We start from the raw sequence: 24,456 nt of genomic DNA, 5'->3' as shown, positions 1-24,456 counted from the left end.
AGGTTTTGAGCTTGAATTAACTACTCACCCCCCAGCACTCAGCCCCCAGCACTCATTAAGTGAATTACTACCCTACTGATAGGATGTGTGCGTGGAAGAATGCCCAGGTTGTCACAATTCCTCCTAAGAGGTAGTGAGCTACACCTACAGCCCGACCCTGAATGATGCTCAGGGCGCGAGGCTGAATTGCTGGTGCTACTTTCAGTTTATTATGTGCCCAAACAATGGACTCAATTAGTTCTTGCCAGTAGCCGCGACCACTGAACAGGAACATTAAGCTGAATGCCCAGACAAAGTGAGCGCCTAGGAATAGTAGACCGTAAGCAGATAAAGCACTGCCGTAGGAGTTGATTACTTGTGTTGCTTGTGCCCACAAGAAATCACGTAGCCAGCCATTAATGGTGATGGCACTTTGAGCAAAGTTACCACCAGTAATGTGAGACACATTACCTGCTGCATCTACTGTACCCCAGACATCTGATTGCATTTTCCAGCTGAAGTGGAAGATCACAATCGATAGGGAGTTATACATCCAGAATAATCCGAGGAACACGTGGTCCCAACCAGATACTTGACAGGTACCGCCACGACCTGGACCGTCGCAAGGGAAGCGGAAGCCCAAGTTAGCCTTATCTGGAATCAGACGAGAACTACGGGCAAACAGTACACCCTTGAGCAGAATCAGGACGGTGACGTGAATGGTGAAGGCGTGGATGTGGTGAACTAAAAAGTCCGCTGTACCCAAAGCAATGGGCATCATTGCCACTTTACCGCCTACAGCCAGAATCCCGCCGCCAAAGGCATAGCTAACTGGTTCTAAGGCATTAGGAGCAGTACCACCAGGGGCCAATGTGTGCAGGTTTTGCACCCACTGAGCAAATACTGGCTGTAACTGAATTGCCGTGTCGGAGAACATGTCTTGAGGTCTACCCAAGGCACGCATTGTATCATTGTGAATGTACAGTCCAAAGCTATGGAAGCCTAGGAAAATACACACCCAGTTCAGGTGAGAGATAATAGCATCCCGGTGACGAATCACCCGATCTAACACGTTGTTTTGGTTCACAACGGGATCGTAATCACGCACCATGAAAATAGCAGCGTGAGCAGCACCACCGACGATCAGGAAGCCACCGATCCACATATGGTGGGTGAATATACACAATTGCGTGGCGTAGTCCGTTGCCAAGTACGGATACGGAGGCATTGCGTACATATGGTGAGCAATGATGATGGTCAGTGAACCCAAGAAAGCAAGGTTAGTTGCTAACTGAGCGTGCCAAGATGTGGTCAGATTTTCGTACAGACCTTTATGGCCTTCACCTGTGAATGGACCTTTATGGTTTTCCAGGATTTCTTTAATACTGTGTCCTATACCCCAGTTTGTCCGGTACATGTGACCAGCAATAATGAACAGAACTGCGATCGCCAAATGGTGATGGGCAATATCTGTCATCCACAAGCCACCTGTTACTGGGTTTAGACCCCCCTTGAAGGTGAGGAAGTCAGCATACTGACCCCAGTTCAAGGTGAAGAATGGTGTTAACCCATTAGCAAAGCTGGGATACAAATCGATCAACAGGTCTTTGTTCAGAATAAACTCATGGGGCAAGGGGATATCTTTAGCAGCGACACCTGCATCCAAGAGTTTGTTTACTGGTGCTGACACATGTATTAAGTGTCCTGTCCATCCCAAAGAACCACAACCTAGCAATACTGCCAAGTGATGATTCAGCATTGACTCCACATTCTGGAACCATTCCAGTTTAGGAGCACGCTTGTGGTAATGGAACCAACCAGCAAATAAGAACAAGCCTGCTAGTACCAAACCGCCAATAGCTGTTACATACAGCTGGAATGAGCTGGTAATACCCCAGCCGCGCCATACTTGGAACAAGCCTGAGGTGATTTGAATACCGCGGAATCCGCCGCCCACATCACCATTTAAAATGTCTTGTCCCACAATTGGCCAAACGACTTGAGCGCTAGGACTCACATTTAATGGATCGCTTAACCAAGCTTCGTAATTCGAGAATTTAGCGCCGTGGAATAACATCCCGCTTAACCAAATCGCTACTACGGCTAAATGGCCGAAGTGAGCCGCGAATATCTTGCGGGAAATGTCTTCTAGATCGCTTGTATGTGTATCAAAGTCATGGGCGAGGGCGTGAAGGTTCCAAATCCATGTGGTGGTTTTGGGTCCTTTGGCTAAGGTTCTGTCGAAGTGTCCTGGCTTTGCCCATTTTTCAAATGAGGTAGGAACCGGATCTTTATCGACTATCACTCTTGCCTTTTTTTCCTCTCGCTCCGGAGGACTAATCGTCATTCGACCTCCTCTCTTGATAAGGAATGAGGAATCATAATTACCACAAAGTTAACCTAGTCGCAAACTACAGACATTCCTGGAGCAGTGATGAAGACTCTATGTGGAAGTTTGTTTCTGTTGAATTATAGAGTCATTACTAGTGCATTGTTAAACACATTTTAACAATAATTCAAATTCCCTGAAACAATTGTCTGATCAGCCTTGTATATTCCAACTTTTGACACAAAAGTCAAGAGATTCTTCATTTAATTTACAAAGGGTAACAATTGGTAAACCTTATGATTGATTTCAATTCAATTTTCTTTTCATGTTTTAATTGCTACGATAAAACCTGAGAAAATTATTAAATAATTTAAACTAATTTAAATTAATTTAAACTTATCTGAGAAATTCCCCAGAACATCTGATCTAGTACCAGAAAAATTTCAGCTTTTGGGCTATGGTCTGCGATAGAGAATTTAAGCCACAATAATATATTTACCCTGGGACAACTATCACTAGGATGAAGTGCATAAAATCCTTACATAAAGAGCTTGGATCTCAAATACCCCCTATGAGATTGACTATTTTTCGGTGCCTGGTCACACTGGTGCTGGTATTGACCCTAACCGGCTGTGGTCAAAAAGCTGATAGCCAAGAAGTACCTAGTATCCCAAGAAATAGTCCTCAAAAAATTTCTCAGATTTCTCAACAATTTTCCGAAGTATCCCCACCACAGGTCATCCAAGAACTAAAACTGAGCTTAGAAAATTATCGACCCCAAGTTAAAATAGTCACTCCACAACCTGATGAAGTTATTCAAGATACTCAGGTTGCAGTCAGCTTTCAGACAAAGGACATACCCATATTTAAAGATTCCCAATTAGAACTAGGTCCCCATCTACACGTAATTGTCGATAATGAACCTTACATAGCTGTTTACGATCTAAATCAACCTTTAATTTTATCAGACCTCTCTCCAGGTACACATACCCTGCGCGCCTTTGCTTCTCGTCCTTGGCACGAAAGCTTTAAAAATGAAGGTGCTTACGCCCAGACTACATTTCATATTTTCACCGAAACGGACGAGAATAATCCCGAGCCCAGCCTACCCGTGCTAACTTACAGCCGCCCTCAAGGCACTTACGGAGCAGAACCCATCTTACTCGACTTTTACCTAACTAACGCTCCTGTGCACCTTGCGGCTGAGGACAACCCTAATGATACCATCAGCGATTGGCGCATCCGTTGCACAATTAACAATGAAAGCTTTATTTTAGATCGCTGGCAACCCATTTACCTCCAAGGATTCAAACCCGGTAAAAACTGGGTCAAACTAGAATTTCTGGATAATCAAGGAAATCCTCTGAAAAATGCCTTTAATACTACAGCCAGAGTCATTAATTATCAACCCAACGGTAAAGACACACTTTCAAGAATTGTCAGAGGAGAATTGTCAGCAGATGAAGCCCGTAGGATTGTAGACCCGAATTACACGGCTAAGGAACCCCTGACTGAACCTATACCTACTCCCAGCATTGAAACAACACCCTCACCACAGCCTATTCCTGAGACTCAAATTCCAGAAACACCTGTAGAACCAGAAACAGCAGCGCAACAGGAAACCCCAAAATCTGAGGAACTTATCGAACCCTCACCCAGTTTACCCCCGACACTACCAGAGATTATTGACTCACCTGCATCAGAAACACAACCTGAGATAGTTCCCGCGCCCGTTACCGTGCCATCAGTAGTTCCAGAAACTACACCCATACCGGAAGAGCAGGAAAAGCCTGGGGAATACAAAGTTACTACTATGGAGGATTGACAAAACTAAAAGCGATCGCTTGGGTGGCGCAGCCATCATACAGTGTCAAGGGCGATCGCTAACCCTCGCCGCCCCTTTTCGACACAATACTAAAAACTGATCAAAAGGGAAATTTACTGAAAAATTACAACTAATCACCAGCAAATCTTACAATACAAGCTTATTACTTGAGCAACAGAGTCCCACAGAATCAGCAACTTCATAGGTAACCGATGTATTTCTTATGACTATGTAAAAAAATCTTATTTTAACATCGTGATTTCTCCCATAGAAAACCGGCGAATACATGGTAAGTTTTAAATCCATCGTTTTCCGTTCAAGGTTCCCCCATGCATCTGCAATATTTACACGAATCACACCTTGAGGAATTGGTCAAGAACAGTAGTATAGACCTAGATATAGTAAAACTAAATTTTAAATCGCTCCCAGACACATCAGCCTATGATTATCTGCTAATTTCTGATCATATTACCCGTACAAACACTGGCAAGGTTAAGAATAGTTGGTTACAGAGGTATCGCCACATTACAGCTGGTGGTTGGTGGTGTTCCGGTCTAGACCCTCTAAATAATTGGCAAGCAATGGAATGGGGGTGTTTTAAACCAAACCAACCCCGAATCAATCATAATGGCAAATCCATTAAATACGAACATCCACCTAGGACACCAACACGGTTATTTTGTCTGCGGGTAACATTAAAAATTTGGCAGCAAGTCTCTCAACGGTATAATGTAGCCATGCCCAGCAGTATAAATCTTGATGCTTATGGAGGAGCTCCAGGGTTTTGGCCATGGGTCGTGACAAATAACTTACCCGTAATTATCTGTGAAGGTGCCAAGAAGGCCGCAGCATTATTAACCCAAGGATACCCGGCGATCGCCATTCCGGGAATTACCAGTGGTTATCGGGTGGTCAAAGATAGATTTGGTAAAGTCACCACTCGTCAGCTAATACCCGACTTAGCCGCCTTTGCGACCACAAAGCGCTACTTTTATATTTGTTTTGATTTTGAAACTCAACCGAAAAAACTTGCGGCTATCAATAACGCCATTTGCCAACTAGGTTCTTTACTCCAAGAAAAAAAATGTTCTGTTAAAGTTATTGAACTCCCAGGAAAAGAAAAAGGTGTTGATGAGCTAATTGTTGCTAAAGGTGCAAGTGCTTTTGAGAAAGCATATCGCCAAAGTGCTGATTTAGAAATTTATCTCGCCCAAAAGAAACCCCATACTCACCTTACCATCTCAGCTACAGTCACACTCAACTGTCCTTACTTAGAAAAAGTATCTTATCCCACATCTGGACTAGTAGGACTAAAATCAGGCAAAGGAACAGGAAAAACCACAGCACTGCAAGCCATTGTGAATCAGGCTAAAACCTCAAATAGACCCATATTATTAATTACACACAGAATTCAACTAGGTCGCTTTTTGTGTGAAAAAATTGGTATTCAATGGGGCTGTAATCATAGCGACTTTGTAATGGTATCAGATCAAGATTTACCCCCGATCATCCATTCCTTTAAAAAACCTAACTCTTGTGGTTTATGTGTTGATTCAATTTGGAAACTTAACCCCCAAGATTGGCAAGGAGCAATATTAATTTTAGATGAAGTAGAACAGTCCTTATGGCATCTGCTCAACAGTAATACTTGTAAACATAAAAGAGTTAAAATTTTAAAATTATTTCAACAGCTAATTTCAACAGTTTTGACTACACAAGGATTAGTAATTGCCCAAGATGCCGACCTATCAGATGTATCATTAGAATATTTACAAGGATTATCAGGAATCAAATTAACCCCTTGGGTACTAGTGAATAAATGGCAACCCCAGGACGGATGGGATGTAACATTTTATGACTCTCCCAACCCCACACCATTGATTCACCAACTAGAATTAGATTTAATAGCAGGGCGTAAATGTTACGTGACAACCGATAGTCGATCTGGGCGTTACAGTTGTGAAACCATAGAAGGGTATCTGAAAGAAAGGTTAGAAAAATTAAGACAGCAATTCCCTAAATCTCTAGTCATCAGCAGTCGTACAACCAGTACACCTGGTCATGCAGCAGTAGACCTTGTGGGAAATATCAATCAAAAAATTCCTGAATATGATGCCATTTTTGTGACTCCTAGCCTTGGTACAGGAATTAGTATTGATGTCCAACACTTCGACCGAGTTTATGGTATTTTTCAAGGGGTGATTCCTGACACAGAAGCACGACAAGCATTAGCAAGAATAAGAGATAATGTACCACGTATCGTTTGGTGTGCCAAGCGAGGAATAGGTTTAATTGGTAGTGGTAGCACAAATTATCGATTACTAGCTGACTGGTATCAAGAAAATCAAAAAGAAAACTTAGCCTTGCTCAGTCCCTTACATAAAATCAATGTAGACTTGCCATTAGTGTATGACCCAATTCATTTGCGTACTTGGTCAAAGTTGTCTGCTAGGGTCAATGCTTCCATTCGTCTGTATCGCCAATCAATGGAAGATGGTTTAATAGCAGATGGGCATAAAGTTAGGGTACGAAGTAACGCTGTACATAATAACATTGTTAGAGATTTACGCCTGGCATTTTTGGCAACAGATACCCTGGATATAGAAAACCGCAAAAGACTAGTTTTGGAAATTGTGAAAGTGCAAAAAGAATGGGCAGAAAAACGTCAAAAAGCTAAAGAGATTAAATGGCAAATTCGAGAAATTAAACAGCAACATCAATTATTAGCAGCCACTGCAGTTAGCAAAGCGCGAGACATTAATTATCTAGAATATGAAAAATTATTAAATAAACCTTCTCTGACCGAATCAGAACGTAACCAAATTGAGAAATATATCCTCAAACAAAGATATGGCATTCCAGTTACCTCTTCCTTAAAGTTACGGGACGAAAAAGGGTATTATTACCAATTACTGCTGCATTATTATCTTACCCATGACAGCGAGTATTTTCATGTGAGAGACCAGCAAGAATGGCATCAACAATTATTCTGGGGTGATGGTCAAGTTTTTCTGCCTGATTTAAAAACTTATACCTGTAAAGTTGAGGCGATGAGAGCCTTAGGAATGCTGCAATTTCTAGAAGCAGAAAGAAAATTTACAGAAGATGATGATGATTTAGTTTTGCTTAAAGATGTGGTCATGCAACATAGTAAACACATAAAAAGGTTACTAGACATTGATTTAATTAAGGGAAAGGGTAATATTTCCCCGATCAAGATACTTAGCCAACTGTTAAATCTGATGGGTTTAAAACTCAAGCAGGTAAATGATGTTTATCAAATACATCCAGAAAGTTTGTCGGATGGTAGAGAAAGAATATTTACAGTTTGGCAGCAACGGGATGAATTAATGTTAACCAGTTTAACCAATAGCGGGCAAGATACCCGCACCACAAGAGTTTTAGTTATTTGATTAAGCTACTTGAAAATTACTTGTTTCTTCCATTGGTTCATAACTTTGATGTAACTGCTCAATTCCCCGGTCAATTAAATCTAAACCTTGCTGCACCGTTTCAATGACACTTAACTGTCCCCGCAAGTCAGCCGCACCAACAAAACCTTTGGCGTACCAAGTCATATGCTTTCGGGCTTGACGTACACCGCGATCGCCTTTATATTCCCATAATGCTTGTAAATGATCTCTGGCACATTCCAAGCGTTGAATTGGGCTTGGCGCTGGTAATATTTCCCCTGTTTTCAAGAAATGATCAATTTCTCCCACCAAAAAAGGATAACCCAAAGTCCCACGAGAACACATCACCCCATCAGCACCAGTTTGTTCTAAACATTTGACCGCCGCTTCCACAGAAAAAATATCCCCATTACCAATTACGGGAATAGAAAGCATCTCCTTAACGCGGGCTATCCATTCCCAACGGGCATTACCATTGTAACCTTGAGCGCGGGTGCGTCCATGTACTGTAATCATTTGCGCCCCAGCATCTTCCATGCGCTTGGCAAAGTCAAGAATAGTAATTTCCCGATCATTCCAGCCAATACGGGTTTTAACAGTCACTGGTACATCTATAGCCTTGACTACTTCCCGCACAATAGCCTCCGCTACTTCCGGTTGACGCAATAGAGATGAACCGCCACCATTTTTAGTAATTTTATTGACTGGGCAACCCATATTAATATCCACAGTATCCGCACCTTCAGCAACCGCTTTAATAGCTGCTTCTGCCAAAAAATCAGGGCGACAGTCAAATAACTGTATACTGATAGGTCGTTCCTGGGGGTCTACCTCCATAATTTTGGGTAATTCTTTCACATAGTGTAAACCCGTAGCATTTACCATTTCCGTATACAACATTGAATCTGGGGCGTAGCGACGTACTAGACGACGAAATACCATATCTGTCACCCCTGATAAAGGCGACTGTAAAACTCGACTGTTGACCTCGAAGGAGCCGATTTTGAGGGGTTGGGAGAGTTGAGCTTTTAAACTAGGAGATAGTGTAACCATATAATTTCAATTAGAGAAAATCAGATATTTCAGGTTGTTTGAGTACCTTTATGACATCAGATAGAGACAGCACAGCAGAAGATCATCAGTATTATTAGGTAGATGGCCGTCTTATTTAAGCATTGATTTTGAAACTATCTACAGTTTATAACACCCAAAGACGGCAAACACGACTTTGAGATTACGGTTCACCCCAATTGCTGAAAGTATTAATTCTCATACATTAGACAGAGTGAAAGCAAATTTCTCAATGAACGCACTAAATACATCCTTTAAAATTAACCCTCTAGTCCCAGGTTCGGGAAACCCTCCTGCATGGACTGGTGATAACTGAACTGACCAGTATATATATCAGGATAACTTGAGGTTTTCACCCCAGGAAAGCCTAATTAAAGGTTGTTAATCATGAAATGACTATTTTTTTAACCAGTGGGTTGAAAACTTAGTCCCTTATATTCCCATTCATTTGTAGTTATACGGAGCGGAGCCAGCAGTTACAATGGCAAAAGTAGTTGGAATTGACCTAGGTACAACAAACTCCTGCGTTGCAGTTATGGAAGGTGGTAAACCCACAGTGATTGCTAACGCCGAAGGTTTTCGCACAACACCCTCAGTAGTAGCATTTGCCAAAAATGGGGATAACTTAGTGGGTCAAATCGCCAAACGTCAAGCGGTGATGAACCCTGAGAATACCTTTTACTCAGTCAAACGCTTCATTGGAAGACGACATGACGAAGTTGGTAACGAGTCTACAGAAGTTTCTTATAAAGTCATTAGTAGCAACGGTAATGTTAAGCTAGATTGTCCCACCGCAGGTAAACACTTTGCTCCCGAAGAAATTTCTGCTAAAGTGCTGCGTAAACTAGTTGAAGACGCTAGCAAATATCTGGGTGAAACTGTTACTCAGGCGGTAATTACCGTTCCCGCATACTTTAATGACTCCCAGCGACAAGCTACAAAAGACGCTGGTAAAATAGCAGGTATTGAAGTTCTGCGGATTATTAACGAGCCTACAGCAGCTTCTCTAGCTTATGGTTTTGATAAGAAGAGCAACGAAACCATTTTAGTATTTGACCTTGGTGGTGGTACCTTCGACGTTTCCATTCTTGAAGTAGGTGATGGAGTATTTGAAGTACTAGCAACTTCTGGTGATACTCACCTGGGTGGCGATGATTTCGATAAAAAAATCGTTGACTTCTTAGCCGAACAATTCAAAAAAGAAGAAGGAATTGACCTGCGTCAAGATAAACAGGCGTTACAACGTTTGACTGAAGCCGCAGAAAAAGCAAAAATTGAGCTTTCTAGCGTTTCTCAAGCGGAGATCAACTTACCATTTATCACTGCTACCCAGGATGGTCCCAAGCACCTGGATACAACCCTGACCCGTGCTAAGTTTGAAGAACTCTGCTCAGACCTAATCGACCGTTGCCGCATCCCTGTAGAAAACGCAATTCGGGATGCTAAATTAAGCAGAGGCGATATTCATGAAGTTGTACTAGTTGGTGGTTCTACCCGTATTCCTGCGGTACAGCAGATAGTAAAGCAAGTATTAGGTAAGGAACCCAACCAAAGCGTTAACCCTGATGAAGTGGTAGCAGTTGGTGCTGCTATTCAAGCGGGTGTGCTAGCGGGCGATGTTACAGGTATATTGCTATTAGATGTCTCCCCACTGTCTTTAGGTGTAGAAACCTTGGGCGGTGTGATGACTAAAATTATCCCCCGGAATACCACAATCCCCACCAAGAAATCGGAAGTCTTCTCTACTGCAGTGGATGGACAAACCAATGTAGAAATTCACGTTCTTCAAGGTGAACGGGAGTTTTCAAATGATAACAAGAGCTTAGGAACCTTTAGACTTGATGGTATTCCTCCCGCACCACGGGGCGTACCACAAATTGAAGTTACCTTTGATATTGATGCTAACGGTATCCTCAATGTTACCGCTAAGGACAAAGGTACTGGTAAGGAACAGTCTATCAGCATTACTGGTGCTTCGACTTTGGATAAATCCGATGTTGATCGGATGGTGAAGGAAGCAGAACAAAATGCTGCAGCTGACAAGGAACGTCGTGAGACCATTGAACGCAAGAACCAAGCTGATTCTTTGGCGTACCAAGCTGAAAAGCAGTTGCAAGAACTAGGTGATAAAGTTCCTGAAGCTGACAAAACCAAGGTCGAAGGTTTAGTTAAAGACCTCCGTGAAGCTGTTGCTAAGGATGATGACGAGCAAATCAAGAAGTTGACACCAGAACTACAACAAGCATTGTTTGCTGTTGGTAGCAACATCTATCAACAAGCTGGTGGTAATGCTCCTGGTGCTGCACCTCAAGATGCTGGTTCTACCCCCCCCAGTGGCGGTGATGATGTAATTGATGCTGATTTCACTGAAAGCAAGTAAATATTCCCTCCTTTGAGGATTTTTACCCATCCCAGCTGATCCCTGGGTGGGATTTTTTTTATGGGTGGGTAAAATTGATTTCAATCAATACTTTTGTGGCTTTTCAGTTATAGCAACCGCCAAGGTGGTTAGGACATAAACAGAAGATAAAACCATTGAACTTGAAGCGTTTCAAGGCTTCCCCCTGCCCCCTGCCCCCTGCTATATCCCTCTTCTGTCACTTTCCGAGAATAAAGAATATAATAGTTAAAAGAAAAAACTCTACAAGGTAGGTAGAGCAATGGATGTAGAATTACAAATACTCAAACATTTACGTCGAGAGGCCCACCCAACAGTGGGAGTCATAGATGAATATTGTGAAGAGTACAGAGACATATTTAAAGAAGTAAGAAATTATGAGTGCTTCAAATATTTACATTTGGGAATCATCTCAACGCTCAAAAGGAAATCCTTACCAGAGATAGCGAAAGTAGTAAGCATAAACTCAGCCCAATCATTACATCATTTTATTGCTAATTCAGACTGGTCAGTAGAGAAAGTAAGAAACAAAAGATTAGATAAAATAAAGAGAGCATTAAATGGAAAAGCAATTACCGTAGTCATTGATGAAACAGGAGACAGGAAAAAAGGTAACAAGACTGATTACGTAGCCAGACAATATTTAGGAAGTGTGGGGAAAATAGATAGAGGGATAGTTTCAGTCAATGCCTATGGAGTGTACGATAACATAACATTTCCGCTACTGTTCAAAGTATTCAAACCGCAAAAGACACTAAGAGCAGAAGATACATATAAGACCAAGATAGAATTAGCGACAGAAATAATTACAGAATTAATTGAGTTCGGCTTTACTATTGAATTAGTATTGGCAGACAGTTTATATGGTGAGAGTAGTCAATTTATAAGAAAATTAGCAGCATATAACTTAGCTTATGTCGTAGCAATTAGAAGTAATCATGCAGTATGGTTGCCTGGCAATCAGAAGGTTAGGGCGAATAAGTGGTGTAAATTTACCAGAACATTTAGTAACCAAAAATCAGAGAATAGATATATCCGCGAAATAATTTATGGTAAGAGAAAGGAGATAACTTACTGGGAATTAACCACAGATCCAGAAACAATGCCAGAGAATTCTACTTCTTTTGTCATGACCAATCTTCAAGGAAATCTCAAGAAAATTTTAGGCGACTTTTATGGATTAAGAACATGGGTAGAATATGCCTTTCGTCAGTGTAAACAGGAATTAGGTTGGACAGATTATCGGTTTACTGATTTTCAGCATATTGAGAAATGGTGGGAAATTATTTTGTGTGTTTACACAATGATTAGTTTAAACTCTCCAGCGTTTTTATCCCTAAATCAATCTCATCAGCTTGCACCTAACATACTAGAAATCAGTGCAGTTGATTTCTCTGTGCATCAGCAATGGAATCATCAAACCGGATGGAAGAATACTCTCAATAATCTGCGATTAATTGTCCAACCATTTTTACTTTTTTGGTTGATTTATCCCTGGCTTGATGTTTTTCCCAATTCCAATTTGCTGCTTGGGTTTAACCAACTCATTAGTGTTATGAATGGATTAAAACCCTTTTATTCTTCTGCATAATTTATTGTATTTACTGCTTGTTTATTTCGGAAAGTGACAGAAGAGGGATATTTCCAAGGTTTGATGTTCAAGTAATATTTAGTACCTTCCGTAATATGGCTTGGTCTTCTACCTTAGCTTTCAAACGACCATTTTCTAGATCACGAATCCAACTTTGGCTTTTACCTGTTAGCCTTGCTAACTCCCTTTGAGAAAGTTGCAAATTTTGGCGCGCCTGTAAAATATCCGCGCCGAGTAAATCCGTGCTGGTTTTAGTCTTGCTCCTGCTTTTAACAGTTCGCCGGGGCTTTTTTTGTGATTCAGAAATTTTCGGTTTCCATTCTGGAGGTAGTTCAAAAGCTAAAATTCGCGCATTCATGAGCAGATTCCACTTACCACGGGGTCCTGAATCAGTGAGGCGGGTGTTTCCAGCAGCGTCATTCATCCAAAATTCTAAGGCTTCCTCTGGATCTTCGGGAATATCCATTAACTTCGCCCACAAAGGTTGAATTTCTGAGGGGTACGTTACTGGATCAAAAATCGGTTTAATGCCATGGTGGTGGAGAATTTCTAAATCACTTTCAAATGTTCTGAGTAAGCGTTTCCGTTCTTCCCTCTGTCTAGAGGCAATGGTAACTTTTTCTTCCCCGTAGGCAATACGTAATAATGTAGGAATGGTAATCCGTTGTTCTCTACCCATTTTAGTTTTAAACAGCAACCACAGCATTAGTCGTACTGCACCTTCGTGCTGCTGCCAAATACTCATGACGGTAGTTAATAATGTTTTAGGTAAACTGCCATATTGGTAAAATGCAGTTCGCTCCTTACAGGCTTGTTTGTTTAAGAAATACTGCGCCCATATCCCAGCTTTGACTTTAAAAGTTAGTCCAATTAAATATTTGCACCCCAAGTCATCCTCTTGAAAGTGATGCTGAATATTGATTAACTCCCACAAACGGCTACCTGTGACGGAAAAGCCGGGGATGCTTCCTTGTTGAGGCCAATCAATAGAAATCATCAATGAACAAGCTTGCTGTACGATATTCTTGATTAAGGCTAGCTTGGCATTTTTGTTTAGGTCTTTGCGCTTTTCTAAGCCTAAATATTTCTCAATTTGGCGTTCATCGATGGTAAACTCTTCTTGCCAAGGTTGCTCTAAGGATGTAGCATAGGCAGCAAATATGAGGTGAATGCAAGCCGATCTAATATCAATACTTGCAATTGCACCTAATTCACTCATGCTCTTAATATTTTGTGCTTGTTGTTTATCGCTCCTGGGAAATGGCTCCTCAAGATGAAAAGCGATCGCACCCCGTCCTTGTTTCACTTTTCTTCCATAGGACATATAACCGCTTTCATCCATTTGCCAATTTAAAGATGTCCGTTGTGCCAAAACATTACAAGCTTCCCAAATCACAATAGCTGAAGCAAATGGATTATTTTCACCGTTGGCAAATAAATCTGGACTAGCTGAATCTCTTGGTTCAACCTTGCATCTACCTTTTTTTGGTTGCCAAGGTATGGGCAAATTAGTTGGACAAGCTATGACACATTGTGGCTCAGGATAATAACCTTCACAGTTGTTACAAAGACTAGGATCAATCCAATATTCATCATTCTCTATTTTAATTGCACCCGTAGGACATTGGGGGCGGCAGTTGTCACATCCCAGGCAATTGTTGTTAGGAATTGTATAAGGCATACGGCTATAAGGCTTCTTCCCACTCTAATCGTTGAGATGTTTGGCTCAAGTCTTTCTGTGGATGTTTCTTTAGTATTTCTCACTTGCCACCAAACTATATTTACAGCAAAAAATATCTTTATTTGCTGTAATCATTCCCCACATCCATAATTTCATTACCAATATTTCCAGGCTGTAAATATAGCCTAAAATTACTTCTTTATTAACTATAATTTTCATAAATAATCAGAGAATTTTGTTCATAATGAGCCAGTCTATATTTCTTAATATTTAAATTAATACTTAACTATAATAGGCTTTTAGTTGAAGTATCACTTACCGATAGCGATAGGGTGGCTTTAGCCATAGAAACGGATAAACATACATCTTATGAATAGATGGTAGTTACTTTATTAATAATTTTAATATTTACAATCCCTAACCTTGCTGTTGCTAAATATACAGTTTCTACATGAGTTGATAAACCAGGAAATATTTTCTATTTCTAAAAAATAGATAGAATCATGATATTTTCACGCTTTTGATTTTATAGATTACAAAGTAAAACTATTATCTTGTCCTAGATGAACATATAAGCTGTACCCCTAAATACTATGAGAGAGTGTATCTTTCCTACCTATACAATAAAAAATATCATTATTTTTATCACCAATTGAATTAGCAGCATAGATCAACGGTAATTATTTATATATGACTCTATGACTTTTGTCATGTCAGATTATATTTCTAGCTAATAAACAGCAGAGTAACAGTATAAAATATCTTCTATATCAAACCAAAAAAAGATTATGTAAACCATATCTATGCTATTGAAAATAAATCGCATCTACAAATAAAATTAAATAAATAGTCAGGAGAATATATAAAAAGTCATGGAAATTTAATTCAACAATAAATAGTGGTTTTGCATCAAAAAAAGATCATAAGATTAGGTTAGGATGATGATTAAAGTACAGAGAAATTCCTAAAGGTTTATTCATGGCAACAGTAACAGGATTGACATTTGGAGGTAATACCTGGATACCTAAATTTGCCCAGGAAATTGACCAAGAAAAATGTATAGGTTGTGGCAGATGCTTCAAGATATGCGGTCACAATGTATTGAGCTTGAAAGCTCTCAACGAAGATGGGGAATTTGTAGAGGATGAAGACGACGATGAAATTGAGCGCAAAGTCATGGTTGTAGCTCACCCGGAAAACTGTGTTGGTTGTGAAGCTTGTGCACGGATATGTCCCAAGAATTGCTACACCCATGTTGTATTAGACAAGTAAGGTTTTAGGATTTGCACGAAAGTTGTTTAGGTGGTCAAGGGTACTCTGGAAATCAAGGGCGCAGCAAGGTAAATAGAGGGGAATAATCAAGACTGACTGTAACCACAAAAAAGTTCACAGTAAACATAATTGTAAATCTTAAGTTATTTTTGGGCAAAATCATACTTGCTACTCAATTAGTCTACATAATATTAAGACTAACGGCCTGATCTGGGAGTACCTAACTTGTTCTGCAAGTAAAGACATCTGGGATGAGAGGATTTTCAAGATAGTGTTAAGTGAGTGGGGGAAGGATATGAAATTATCTGGAAAATTCCCCCACTTTTGATAAGACTGAGATAGAAAGTTAATAAGTGAAAACAAAAAACGCATCTGTGAAAATGTAAAAATCATTAGCCAACAACAGGAGCATAATCGTCGAAAAGCAAGATAAAAAAATCACATTATCTTGTGTGGCTATGGTTATACATCAAAAGCGCACTGATGCTAAGAACACAGGAGCAGGGAAATTATTGTCTAGAATCACAATCTCCTACATCTAAGTCTCCAGGAAATCACACCCTTAATTACAGCTGCAAGAGCAGGTAGCATATATGCAAAAAGTTCCTGTTTCACTATGGACTCTACTTGCTGGAGTATTGGTCACAGCCATCAGTATTTGGCTGGGATATAATCACAATTTATTGCCAGTACAAGCATCGGAACAAGCGCCTTTGGTAGACGGATTTTTCAACATCATGCTGACCATTGCGATCGCACTGTTCCTCATTGTAGAAGGAACCATTCTGATTTTTTTAGTCAAATATCGTCGCCGTCGGGGTGATGATAGCGATGGTCTACCCATAGAAGGAAACGTTCCCTTAGAAATCTTTTGGACAGCCATCCCCGCAGTCATCGTGATTGGTTTAGGCATTTACAGCGTAGATGTTTACAATCAAATGGGCGGATTTGAGCCGGGGAGTCATCCCCATAGCGTAGCCATAGCGGCCACCCTGGATGATGCAAACAACCGAAACATTGGGATTGGTGCGTCACCCCACTCCCAGGGTAAACCAGCAGACTTAGTTGTTGATGTCCAAGGAATGCAGTACGCCTGGATATTCAACTATCCCAACAGTGGAATTACCGCCGGAGAGTTACACGTTCCCGTAGGTGCTGATGTACAACTGAACCTCTCCGCAGTAGATGTGATTCACTCATTTTGGGTACCACAATTCCGGTTAAAACAAGATGCACTTCCGGGTATCGCCACCCAACTGCGATTTGTCGCCACCAAACCAGGAACCTATCCGGTAGTTTGTGCAGAATTATGTGGTGGTTATCACGGTTCCATGCGGACACAAGTCATAGTTCATACACCAGAAGAATTTGATAGCTGGTTAGCACAAAGCCAGATAGCACAAAAGGAAAACCTCAACCAGAGCCTTGCAGTCAATCCAGCGGAGTTATCAACATCAGAATTTCTAGCTCCCCATATTCATAACTTAGGGATGAGTGCAACCACCCTGGCGCAACTTCAGAAATAGTCATTCTCAAGACAAAAATAAATTGTCGCAAAATAACTTATGACACAGGCAGAATTCCCCCGGAACACGCCAACCCTGGGAAATAAAGCAAATAACCATCCCCAGGCGTGGAGATGGCAAGACTACTTTACATTTAATGTTGACCACAAAGTGATTGGTATCCAATACTTAGTGACAGCATTTGTATTCTATCTCATTGGTGGACTGATGGCGGTGGCGTTGCGTGTGGAACTAGCAACACCAGAATCAGATTTCCTCGATCCCAATCTGTATAACGCCTTCATGACTAACCACGGGACGATCATGATCTTCCTGTGGATTGTTCCCAGTGCTATTGGAGGATTTGGGAATTATCTCATTCCCCTAATGCTGGGTGCAAGAGATATGGCTTTCCCCAAGCTCAACGCGATCGCCTTTTGGTTAAACCCCGTAGCGGGATTACTAGTTGTAGCTAGTTTTATCTTCGGTGGTTCCCAATCTGGTTGGACAGCTTACCCACCATTAAGCCTAGTCACAGCACCCATCGCCCAAACTCTGTGGATACTGGCCATAGTTTTAGTGGGAACCTCCTCAATTTTAGGTTCAGTGAACTTTGTCATTACCATCTTAATGATGAAAGTTCCCAGCATGAAATGGGATCAACTACCCTTATTTTGCTGGGCGATCCTAGCTACTTCCGTCTTAGCTTTACTTTCTACCCCTGTATTAGCAGCGGGTTTAGTGCTGTTATTATTTGACCTCAACTTTGGTACATCCTTCTTTAAACCCGATGCAGGGGGTAACGTTGTTATTTACCAACATTTGTTCTGGTTCTATTCCCACCCGGCAGTATACTTAATGATTCTGCCCATCTTCGGTATCATGTCCGAAGTAGTACCAGTTCACGCCCGCAAACCAATCTTTGGTTATAAAGCGATCGCCTACTCTAGCCTAGCTATTTGCGTCGTGGGTTTATTTGTCTGGGTACACCATATGTTTACCAGTGGTACACCCGGTTGGATGCGGATATTTTTCACCATCTCCACCCTCATTGTCGCCGTTCCCACTGGCGTGAAAATTTTCGCCTGGGTTGCCACCCTCTGGGGTGGTAAAATTCGCTTCACCAGTGCCATGCTCTTCGCCATTGGCCTATTATCCATGTTTGTCATGGGTGGCTTAAGCGGTGTGACCATGGGAACTGCTCCCTTTGATATTCACGTCCACGATACCTATTACGTGGTAGGACATTTCCATTACGTCCTCTTTGGTGGTTCTGTGTTTGGTATTTACGCCGGTATTTATCACTGGTTCCCCAAAATGACCGGACGCAAGCTGAATGAAACCTGGGGACGCATTCACTTTGCCCTCACCTTCGTTGGTACTAACTTAACCTTCTTACCCATGCATGAATTGGGCTTGCAAGGTATGCCCCGCCGGGTGGCCATGTACGACCCCCAATTTATTAACCTGAATCAACTTTGCACCTTTGGTGCATTTGTCTTAGGGGTCTCAGTTATACCCTTCACCATCAATATTATTCACAGTTGGAGTCAAGGAGAATTAGCAGGTGATAATCCTTGGCAAGGTTTAAGTTTAGAGTGGACAACCAGTTCACCACCCCTAATTGAAAACTGGGAAGAATTACCTGTTGTCACCCATGGCCCCTACGACTATGGCCATAGTGAAACCCAACCACTGGGTACACCGGAAGTTAGCGCCTAAGGATTGGCTGTAAATTATCGGGTGGGCTGTTAGCCCGCCCACAACAGGCAAAATACCTATTTGAGATATTTAGAGGGTAAACAATATGACCATAGCGACTGAACACCATGAGGAGCATCATCCCGATTTACGAGTCTGGGGGTTGTTAACCTTTCTGATTTCTGAATCCCTAATGTTTGGGGGTTTTTTTGCTACTTATTTGTTCTTTAGAGGGATTACAGAAGTTTGGCCTCCCGAGGGAACAGAAGTAGAACTGTTTTTACCGGCAATTAATACCATTATTCTGGTATCTAGTAGTTTCGTCATTCACTTAGGTGATGTGGCGATTAAAAAGAATAATGTTTGGGGAATGCGGTTTTGGTATCTAGTGACTGCAATTATGGGCGCAGTCTTTCTGGGTGGTCAGGTTTATGAGTACATGAATTTAGGCTATGGCCTGACTACTAACGTTTTTGCCAACTGCTTTTATATCATGACAGGCTTCCACGGTTTGCATGTATTTATAGGCATCTTATTGATCTTAGGTGTAGTTTGGCGATCGCGTCGTCCCGGTCATTACTCTGCTACTAAACATACTGGCATCGAAATGGCAGAAATTTACTGGCACTTTGTAGATATTATCTGGATTGTTCTGTTCACACTAGTGTACATTCTCACATACAAACCTGCCTAGCACTAGTATTCATCTGTATAGAACCCAAAAAACAAATAGTACAGATAGGGGGTGGTAAAATTCTGACTCCCTATTCCTCATCAAAGGAGATGATTATGCTGGATACCAATCAATTCTCCTGGTTTCAAGTGGCCGAAGATGTCAAGAAATTATTAATCTTGGCGGCACAAACCTGGGAAAATACCTCAGAAGCAGAAAAATATATTCATCAAGCCTTAGCTCAGGCTGGAGAAAATACGGATGTTTTGGTATCAGCCTATAGATTCTTTTATTATAAAAATAATTATCATCTAGCGCTACAAATTGCCGTTAAAGTTTTAGATAAGATTAAAGCAAGAGAGAAATTGCCAAATGATTGGGAGCAACTTCATCCCATATTACTACAACGGCAAGATGAACCCCAAATCAGATTGTACCTAAAGGCTTATGCTGCATCTGGTTTGGTGTTAGCCAAACTTGGGGAAATTGACAAAGCCACAGAAATAAGTACTCGCGTCAAACAGATTGACCACAGTAATAATTTCGGCGCGGAAATCCTGCTAAACATTTTAAATCGTCCAGATGACGAAGACGATTAATTAGTAAACCTTCAACCATCAACAAACATGAATGATTATCCCTTCTACCAACCTCTACAGACATCTGAAACTTCTTCAGCACCTTTCATTCCTGTGGTTACTATTGACCCTTTGCGCCCCCTTCCCAGTCCCCTGAATTTGATTCCTCCGAGAATAATTTTCCCTGCTCCTTCTGATCCGACTATTTAATGATGGTGCAAGGTAAAGATTGGCTAGTAACTGGAGACGGCCAATATCAGGCGTATAAATCCCTCAGACCATGGGATTTATTACGGGAGAATTATCGTCTATATCGGTTTTTAACTGAAGTAGAAGATATTCTCAAGGGGGTAGAAGATGAATCTATTTGTCTCCCACAAATCCGAATGCTTGTCAGGAGATTGATTGTCAATTCCTACTGGGTACAAAGTCAATATTTAGAACCTGACCCTCAAACAGGAAACTCAGTGTTACTTCTGTATGATGAATTGGGGTTCCCCTTGACTGTGCAAACGGTGACATTTGCACCGGGAACCCGTTCAACTATTCATAATCACGGGACTTGGGGAGTAATAGCAGTGTTAAAAGGTCAAGAAAAAAACACCTTTTGGCGACGTACCCCTACGGCTGATTTTGCCGATAAAATTGCACCTACCGGAGAGATAACTTTGTCCCCAGGAGATATTGTGAGCTTGACCCCCGATGCAATTCACAGTGTAGAAGCAGTGGGTGAGGAAGCAACTGTAACTTTTAATGTTTATGGAGAAACAGACCCTCAAGCAAGGTTTGAGTTTGATGTAGTTACCCATACAGCTAGGAAATTTTAATCAGAATCATCAGGGAGTAATAACAATGGCTAGAGTGATTTTCTATAGTAAACCCGGTTGTAAGGGTGGTATTAAGCAAAAAGTTGTGTTGACTGCTGCTGGTCATGAGGTGTTGGCGTACGATATCCTCAGGGAACCTTGGACAGTTGAACGCTTACGATCATTTTTTGGTCATCGCCCGGTAGCTGAATGGTTTAATGCTTCTGCTCCCAAGATTAAATCTGGTGAGGTGGTTCCCGAAAAAATTGATGCAGAAACAGCCTTGGTGCTCATGCTCCAAGATCCTTTGTTAATTCGCCGTCCTTTGCTGGAAGTAGGCGATCGCCGTGAGGTGGGGTTTGATGTAGAAACCATAGATGCTTGGATCGGCTTAAAACCGGTGGATGATTCCTTAAAAGTAGTCAGTGAAACCCTGACTAACCAGAATTTACAAGGTTGCGCCCACGGTCATAACCATGATCATCATCATCAAGGTGGTTGTAAGCATTAGGTTTCACTAAGGAGAAAACCTGATTGAATTTCGTTTGACTGTATCCCGGATATAGATCGGACTTCTTCATCCCTACCTTGCTTCGCTGAAGGTAGGGACTTTCGTGTTAGCGTTAACTTGGTTAAGAAGTCCAGGATCTGCTGGTTAGGTTTTTTACCCAAGATTAGGAGTCTCTACGGATAAATCTTGAAACATGGGGGTACTCAGGTAACGTTCCCCAAAGGATGGCTGAATCATGACAATTAATTTACCGGTATTTTCTGGACGTTGACCGACTCGAATGGCCGCACATAAAGCCGCACCGGAAGATATACCAGATAACAGTCCTTCTTCCTTAGCTAAACGTCGCCCATAGGCGATCGCCTGTTCATCACTGACTCTAATTACCTCGTCCATCAATTCCAGACGTAACACATCTGGGATAAACCCAGCGCCAATCCCCTGAATTTTATGGGGACCAGCGTTACCCCCAGAAAGCACCGGACTGTTACTAGGTTCAACTGCGATCGCTTGCACACTGGGCTTATATTGTTTGATCACTTCTGCAATCCCGGTGATTGTCCCACCAGTCCCCACCCCAGCAATGATTATATCTACTTCCCCATCGGTATCTGCCCAAATTTCCTCCGCCGTAGTTTCTCTATGAGTTTTGGGGTTAGCCGGGTTGCGAAACTGTTGCAGCATCACAGCATTGGGAGTATTGGCGACAATGATTTGGGCTCGGTTAATTGCTCCTCGCATTCCCTGTGAACCTGGTGTTAATTCTAACTGAGCACCGTAGGCCTTGAGCATAGAGCGTCGTTCTTGACTCATGGTGTCCGGCATAGTCAAAATTAAACCGTAGCCCCGGGCTGCTGCTACCATGGCTAAAGCAATACCTGTATTCCCAGAAGTTGGCTCGACTAAAATAGTTTTCCCCGGTGCAATTAAACCCTCCGCTTCCGCAGCCATGACCATACTAACCCCAATACGGTCTTTAACTGAAGCTGCGGGGTTCATTCCTTCAAGTTTAACCACAATCCTAGCCACCACTCCCTCAGATTGGGGAATTCTGTTGAGCTGAACTAAAGGAGTTCCGCCAATTAGTTCTGTAATATCTTTAGCAATTCTCATAAATTAAGTCCTATGATTTCAGCTATTTGTGTATGTATGTTTTGAATTTATATTCTGTGTTGCTAAATACAGAATATCTCTAGTTATACAAATTTTTTTTAAAAAAAAATTTAGAAGCTCACTCATGAAATTACTGTAATTTTCTCACCTCTCCTCAAGAGATAATGTTCTTGAGCTACCATAATCAGGTTTAATAGGTTAACTCTACAGTTGCTCTTGAGGCTCAATTAATATTAATGTGTCTGTTATTTTTAGATCATTTTTGATTATTTTTGGATTATTTTTGGATTATTTTTGGATTATTTTTGGCTTATTTTTGGCTTATTTATTAATAATAGATATTTACGCCACATGATCTATTTCTGTGAGTACAAGCTTTGAGAGTGAAACACCAGACCCAAAAACCTCCCATACTGGCTCCCCATATAGCTTTGAGCCTGAGTGCAGAAATACTAGTACCCCAGGGGATAAATACTAGTACCTCCCCTGAGAAATACTAGCACCCATACCCAAAATAATTTTTTTAATCCTTATAAGATAGAACTTTCGGGCTTGTGAGTACAAGTTTAATAAATTTAATAATCCTAATTGGAGTACCTTAAACTCCTAGTTAAAAGTCTGGCTGCTATAAATTTTGTAGGATTTACGCAGAGATTCCCCTCTACCCCCCGAAGTTCTGAGGGTTTTACCCAAGGAACCAGGGGGGACTTCTTAAATCTGCTATTACGGAAGTTAGTAATGATAGTTTTGGTATAAAAATGGCAAAACTTTGAGGAATACAGATCAATTCTTGAACTTTAGAAATAAAAATATTGTCTAGATATCGGAAATGGTAGTTAGGTAAACAGCAACAGAGAATTTTCTCAAGGCAGCATACCTAATAAAGTAGAGTAAATATGAAAGTTAAAGTTGTAAATTTTATCGCCGTTGGTTTATTTACTTTATTAGTCATTTCTCCAGGCATACTAGTATTTAACATAGTTTGGGAGAAACATCTGGAGTTTATTAATATGCAGAATTTAGTCTGTGATATCCATAATAATTATACAGGTCATTCTGAAATAACACTACCAGAAACAAGTACAAAATTATCTCAACATCAAACAAATAACCAAATGTCCGATAGCAAAGCGCTGCTACAAGCAGATCGCAATCTTGTGAACCGATTATTAGTTATTACCCAACAATACAGATTTGCTAGTATCTTGCAATGGTTTGTATTAATCACACCAGTTTTTGTGGGATTAGGAATTATTATTTATGACAGATATCTTGCTTATCGTGCTGCTATCTTAAAAGAACAAGTCGAAATCTTAGAAAAGCTTTGGCAGCAAAGTATAGAGTAATTTTCACAGCAGATTTACCCATTCACAAAACGGAAACATCATGACAGAAGAACGCCAAATCCAATATTTCAACCTCATTGATGAGTTACTCAAATGTCCCAATGGTCAAGAACCAGAAGTTTTAGAAGCGCAACCAGAATTGATTGATGCTGATTTTGTACAAACAATACTGCAAGTAGCAACTAGTTTTGCCCATCAAGGTAATCAAGATGGTGCTAAGTTTTTATTCTTTATCGGGCGTGAATTAGCAAAGCAACTAGGCTTATATCCTGAAGTTCCAAATTCTGATAGCGTAAGTTAGCCTTATCGATAGTTCTAAATAAGGAGTAAATATGCTACTGACTGAAACCGATGCTGCACAAATTGCGCTAGAGTTCCTCATAGCTGACTGGAATATTTCAGAAGACCATAGAGAGTGGTTTGTTATGTTTGGGTCTCGCCTCATAGGGGAAAGTTGGTATATTGTGGAATTAGGTGTAGAAGGTTTTCCTGATCGTTGGTTTATTGAAGTCTACGACACGGGAATGTGTGACCCAAACTATACCTTTATTTCACCGATTCCCGCTTCCGAGGGATTTGCAGACTTGACAGATATTCCCGAAATGCTGGCTGAGGTTTTAGTAGCAGAGCGCAAAGCTCGTTAAACCGATGTTAACCGAGGGTA

18 protein-coding genes are annotated in these 24,456 nt (G+C 41.1%); 14 read left to right on the top strand and 4 right to left on the bottom strand.

Annotated elements, in window-relative coordinates:
* Positions 1-67 precede the first annotated feature (67 nt).
* Positions 68-2,326 carry a photosystem I core protein PsaA gene (gene psaA, locus IM676_RS17385; RefSeq protein ID WP_200988040.1) on the bottom strand — a complete coding sequence of 753 codons (2,259 nt, stop codon included), beginning with the start codon at positions 2,324-2,326 and terminating at the stop codon, positions 68-70.
* Between the two features lie 502 nt (positions 2,327-2,828).
* On the opposite strand from psaA, the gene IM676_RS17380 reads away from it, so the two are divergent.
* Both IM676_RS17380 and IM676_RS17375 read left to right on the top strand, forming a co-directional pair.
* Positions 2,829-4,133, top strand: coding sequence for a hypothetical protein (locus IM676_RS17380; RefSeq protein ID WP_404799806.1), 1,305 nt, complete (start codon positions 2,829-2,831; stop codon positions 4,131-4,133).
* 329 nt (positions 4,134-4,462) lie between these two features.
* The gene (locus IM676_RS17375) at positions 4,463-7,546 is read left to right on the top strand and encodes a plasmid replication protein, CyRepA1 family (protein WP_200988038.1); all 3,084 of its coding nucleotides are present in this window, start codon (positions 4,463-4,465) and stop codon (positions 7,544-7,546) included.
* Here IM676_RS17375 and dusB read toward each other — a convergent pair whose 3' ends face one another.
* On the bottom strand, positions 7,547-8,599 hold the full coding sequence (gene dusB / locus IM676_RS17370; RefSeq protein ID WP_200988037.1) for a tRNA dihydrouridine synthase DusB: 1,053 nt from the start codon (positions 8,597-8,599) through the stop codon (positions 7,547-7,549).
* 499 nt (positions 8,600-9,098) lie between these two features.
* On the opposite strand from dusB, the gene dnaK reads away from it, so the two are divergent.
* Positions 9,099-10,997, top strand: coding sequence for a molecular chaperone DnaK (gene dnaK / locus IM676_RS17365; RefSeq protein ID WP_200988036.1), 1,899 nt, complete (start codon positions 9,099-9,101; stop codon positions 10,995-10,997).
* Positions 10,998-11,277: 280 nt separating this feature from the next.
* Positions 11,278-12,606, top strand: a complete 1,329-nt coding sequence (locus tag IM676_RS17360; RefSeq protein WP_200987119.1) for an IS701 family transposase — start codon at positions 11,278-11,280, stop codon at positions 12,604-12,606.
* Positions 12,607-12,673: 67 nt separating this feature from the next.
* On the opposite strand, the gene IM676_RS17355 is transcribed toward IM676_RS17360, so the two are convergent.
* Positions 12,674-14,287: a helix-turn-helix domain-containing protein gene (locus IM676_RS17355; protein ID WP_200988035.1), complete on the bottom strand. Its 1,614-nt coding sequence runs from the start codon at positions 14,285-14,287 to the stop codon at positions 12,674-12,676.
* 978 nt (positions 14,288-15,265) lie between these two features.
* Between IM676_RS17355 and fdxB the strand changes: the two genes are divergently transcribed.
* The 7 genes from fdxB to IM676_RS17320 all read left to right on the top strand — a co-directional run bounded on the left by fdxB (position 15,266) and on the right by IM676_RS17320 (position 21,333).
* Entirely contained in the window at positions 15,266-15,559 is a 294-nt protein-coding gene (gene fdxB / locus IM676_RS17350; RefSeq protein WP_200988034.1) for a ferredoxin III, nif-specific, read from the top strand.
* Positions 15,560-16,152: 593 nt separating this feature from the next.
* Positions 16,153-17,085, top strand: a complete 933-nt coding sequence (gene coxB / locus IM676_RS17345; protein WP_200988033.1) for a cytochrome c oxidase subunit II — start codon at positions 16,153-16,155, stop codon at positions 17,083-17,085.
* 39 nt (positions 17,086-17,124) lie between these two features.
* Positions 17,125-18,786 carry a cytochrome c oxidase subunit I gene (gene ctaD, locus IM676_RS17340; protein WP_200988032.1) on the top strand — a complete coding sequence of 554 codons (1,662 nt, stop codon included), beginning with the start codon at positions 17,125-17,127 and terminating at the stop codon, positions 18,784-18,786.
* An 85-nt stretch (positions 18,787-18,871) separates the two neighbouring features.
* On the top strand, positions 18,872-19,459 hold the full coding sequence (locus tag IM676_RS17335) for a cytochrome c oxidase subunit 3 (RefSeq protein ID WP_200988031.1): 588 nt from the start codon (positions 18,872-18,874) through the stop codon (positions 19,457-19,459).
* Positions 19,460-19,548: 89 nt separating this feature from the next.
* On the top strand, positions 19,549-20,037 hold the full coding sequence (locus IM676_RS17330; protein WP_404799805.1) for a hypothetical protein: 489 nt from the start codon (positions 19,549-19,551) through the stop codon (positions 20,035-20,037).
* Between the two features lie 194 nt (positions 20,038-20,231).
* Positions 20,232-20,843 (top strand): cysteine dioxygenase family protein, encoded by a 612-nt coding sequence (locus IM676_RS17325; RefSeq protein WP_200990259.1) that lies wholly within the window; start codon positions 20,232-20,234, stop codon positions 20,841-20,843.
* Positions 20,844-20,868: 25 nt separating this feature from the next.
* Positions 20,869-21,333: an ArsC/Spx/MgsR family protein gene (locus IM676_RS17320; protein ID WP_200988030.1), complete on the top strand. Its 465-nt coding sequence runs from the start codon at positions 20,869-20,871 to the stop codon at positions 21,331-21,333.
* Between the two features lie 153 nt (positions 21,334-21,486).
* On the opposite strand, the gene cysK is transcribed toward IM676_RS17320, so the two are convergent.
* On the bottom strand, positions 21,487-22,446 hold the full coding sequence (gene cysK / locus IM676_RS17315) for a cysteine synthase A (RefSeq protein ID WP_200988029.1): 960 nt from the start codon (positions 22,444-22,446) through the stop codon (positions 21,487-21,489).
* Between the two features lie 896 nt (positions 22,447-23,342).
* Here cysK and IM676_RS17310 point away from each other — a divergent pair.
* From IM676_RS17310 to IM676_RS17300, 3 genes are read left to right on the top strand one after another with little or no spacing between them, the layout of a single operon-like run.
* Positions 23,343-23,792: a hypothetical protein gene (locus IM676_RS17310; RefSeq protein ID WP_200988028.1), complete on the top strand. Its 450-nt coding sequence runs from the start codon at positions 23,343-23,345 to the stop codon at positions 23,790-23,792.
* A 40-nt stretch (positions 23,793-23,832) separates the two neighbouring features.
* Entirely contained in the window at positions 23,833-24,093 is a 261-nt protein-coding gene (locus IM676_RS17305; RefSeq protein ID WP_200988027.1) for a hypothetical protein, read from the top strand.
* A 31-nt stretch (positions 24,094-24,124) separates the two neighbouring features.
* The gene (locus IM676_RS17300) at positions 24,125-24,436 is read left to right on the top strand and encodes a hypothetical protein (protein ID WP_200988026.1); all 312 of its coding nucleotides are present in this window, start codon (positions 24,125-24,127) and stop codon (positions 24,434-24,436) included.
* Positions 24,437-24,456 lie beyond the last annotated feature (20 nt).

It is taken from the genome of Anabaenopsis elenkinii CCIBt3563, from assembly GCF_015245355.1.
Taxonomy (GTDB): domain Bacteria; phylum Cyanobacteriota; class Cyanobacteriia; order Cyanobacteriales; family Nostocaceae; genus Anabaenopsis; species Anabaenopsis elenkinii.
The sequence above is the reverse complement of the archived record's forward strand: the minus strand, read 5'-3'. Positions and strand labels throughout refer to the sequence as shown.

Coding starts and splice junctions, on each gene's coding strand:
- psaA (WP_200988040.1), bottom strand. CDS start 2,326: ATGACGATTAGTCCTCCGGAGCGAGAGGAAAAAAAGGCAAGAGTGATA.
- IM676_RS17380 (WP_404799806.1), top strand. CDS start 2,829: ATGAAGTGCATAAAATCCTTACATAAAGAGCTTGGATCTCAAATACCC.
- IM676_RS17375 (WP_200988038.1), top strand. CDS start 4,463: ATGCATCTGCAATATTTACACGAATCACACCTTGAGGAATTGGTCAAG.
- dusB (WP_200988037.1), bottom strand. CDS start 8,599: ATGGTTACACTATCTCCTAGTTTAAAAGCTCAACTCTCCCAACCCCTC.
- dnaK (WP_200988036.1), top strand. CDS start 9,099: ATGGCAAAAGTAGTTGGAATTGACCTAGGTACAACAAACTCCTGCGTT.
- IM676_RS17360 (WP_200987119.1), top strand. CDS start 11,278: ATGGATGTAGAATTACAAATACTCAAACATTTACGTCGAGAGGCCCAC.
- IM676_RS17355 (WP_200988035.1), bottom strand. CDS start 14,287: ATGCCTTATACAATTCCTAACAACAATTGCCTGGGATGTGACAACTGC.
- fdxB (WP_200988034.1), top strand. CDS start 15,266: ATGGCAACAGTAACAGGATTGACATTTGGAGGTAATACCTGGATACCT.
- coxB (WP_200988033.1), top strand. CDS start 16,153: ATGCAAAAAGTTCCTGTTTCACTATGGACTCTACTTGCTGGAGTATTG.
- ctaD (WP_200988032.1), top strand. CDS start 17,125: ATGACACAGGCAGAATTCCCCCGGAACACGCCAACCCTGGGAAATAAA.
- IM676_RS17335 (WP_200988031.1), top strand. CDS start 18,872: ATGACCATAGCGACTGAACACCATGAGGAGCATCATCCCGATTTACGA.
- IM676_RS17330 (WP_404799805.1), top strand. CDS start 19,549: ATGATTATGCTGGATACCAATCAATTCTCCTGGTTTCAAGTGGCCGAA.
- IM676_RS17320 (WP_200988030.1), top strand. CDS start 20,869: ATGGCTAGAGTGATTTTCTATAGTAAACCCGGTTGTAAGGGTGGTATT.
- cysK (WP_200988029.1), bottom strand. CDS start 22,446: ATGAGAATTGCTAAAGATATTACAGAACTAATTGGCGGAACTCCTTTA.
- IM676_RS17310 (WP_200988028.1), top strand. CDS start 23,343: ATGAAAGTTAAAGTTGTAAATTTTATCGCCGTTGGTTTATTTACTTTA.
- IM676_RS17305 (WP_200988027.1), top strand. CDS start 23,833: ATGACAGAAGAACGCCAAATCCAATATTTCAACCTCATTGATGAGTTA.
- IM676_RS17300 (WP_200988026.1), top strand. CDS start 24,125: ATGCTACTGACTGAAACCGATGCTGCACAAATTGCGCTAGAGTTCCTC.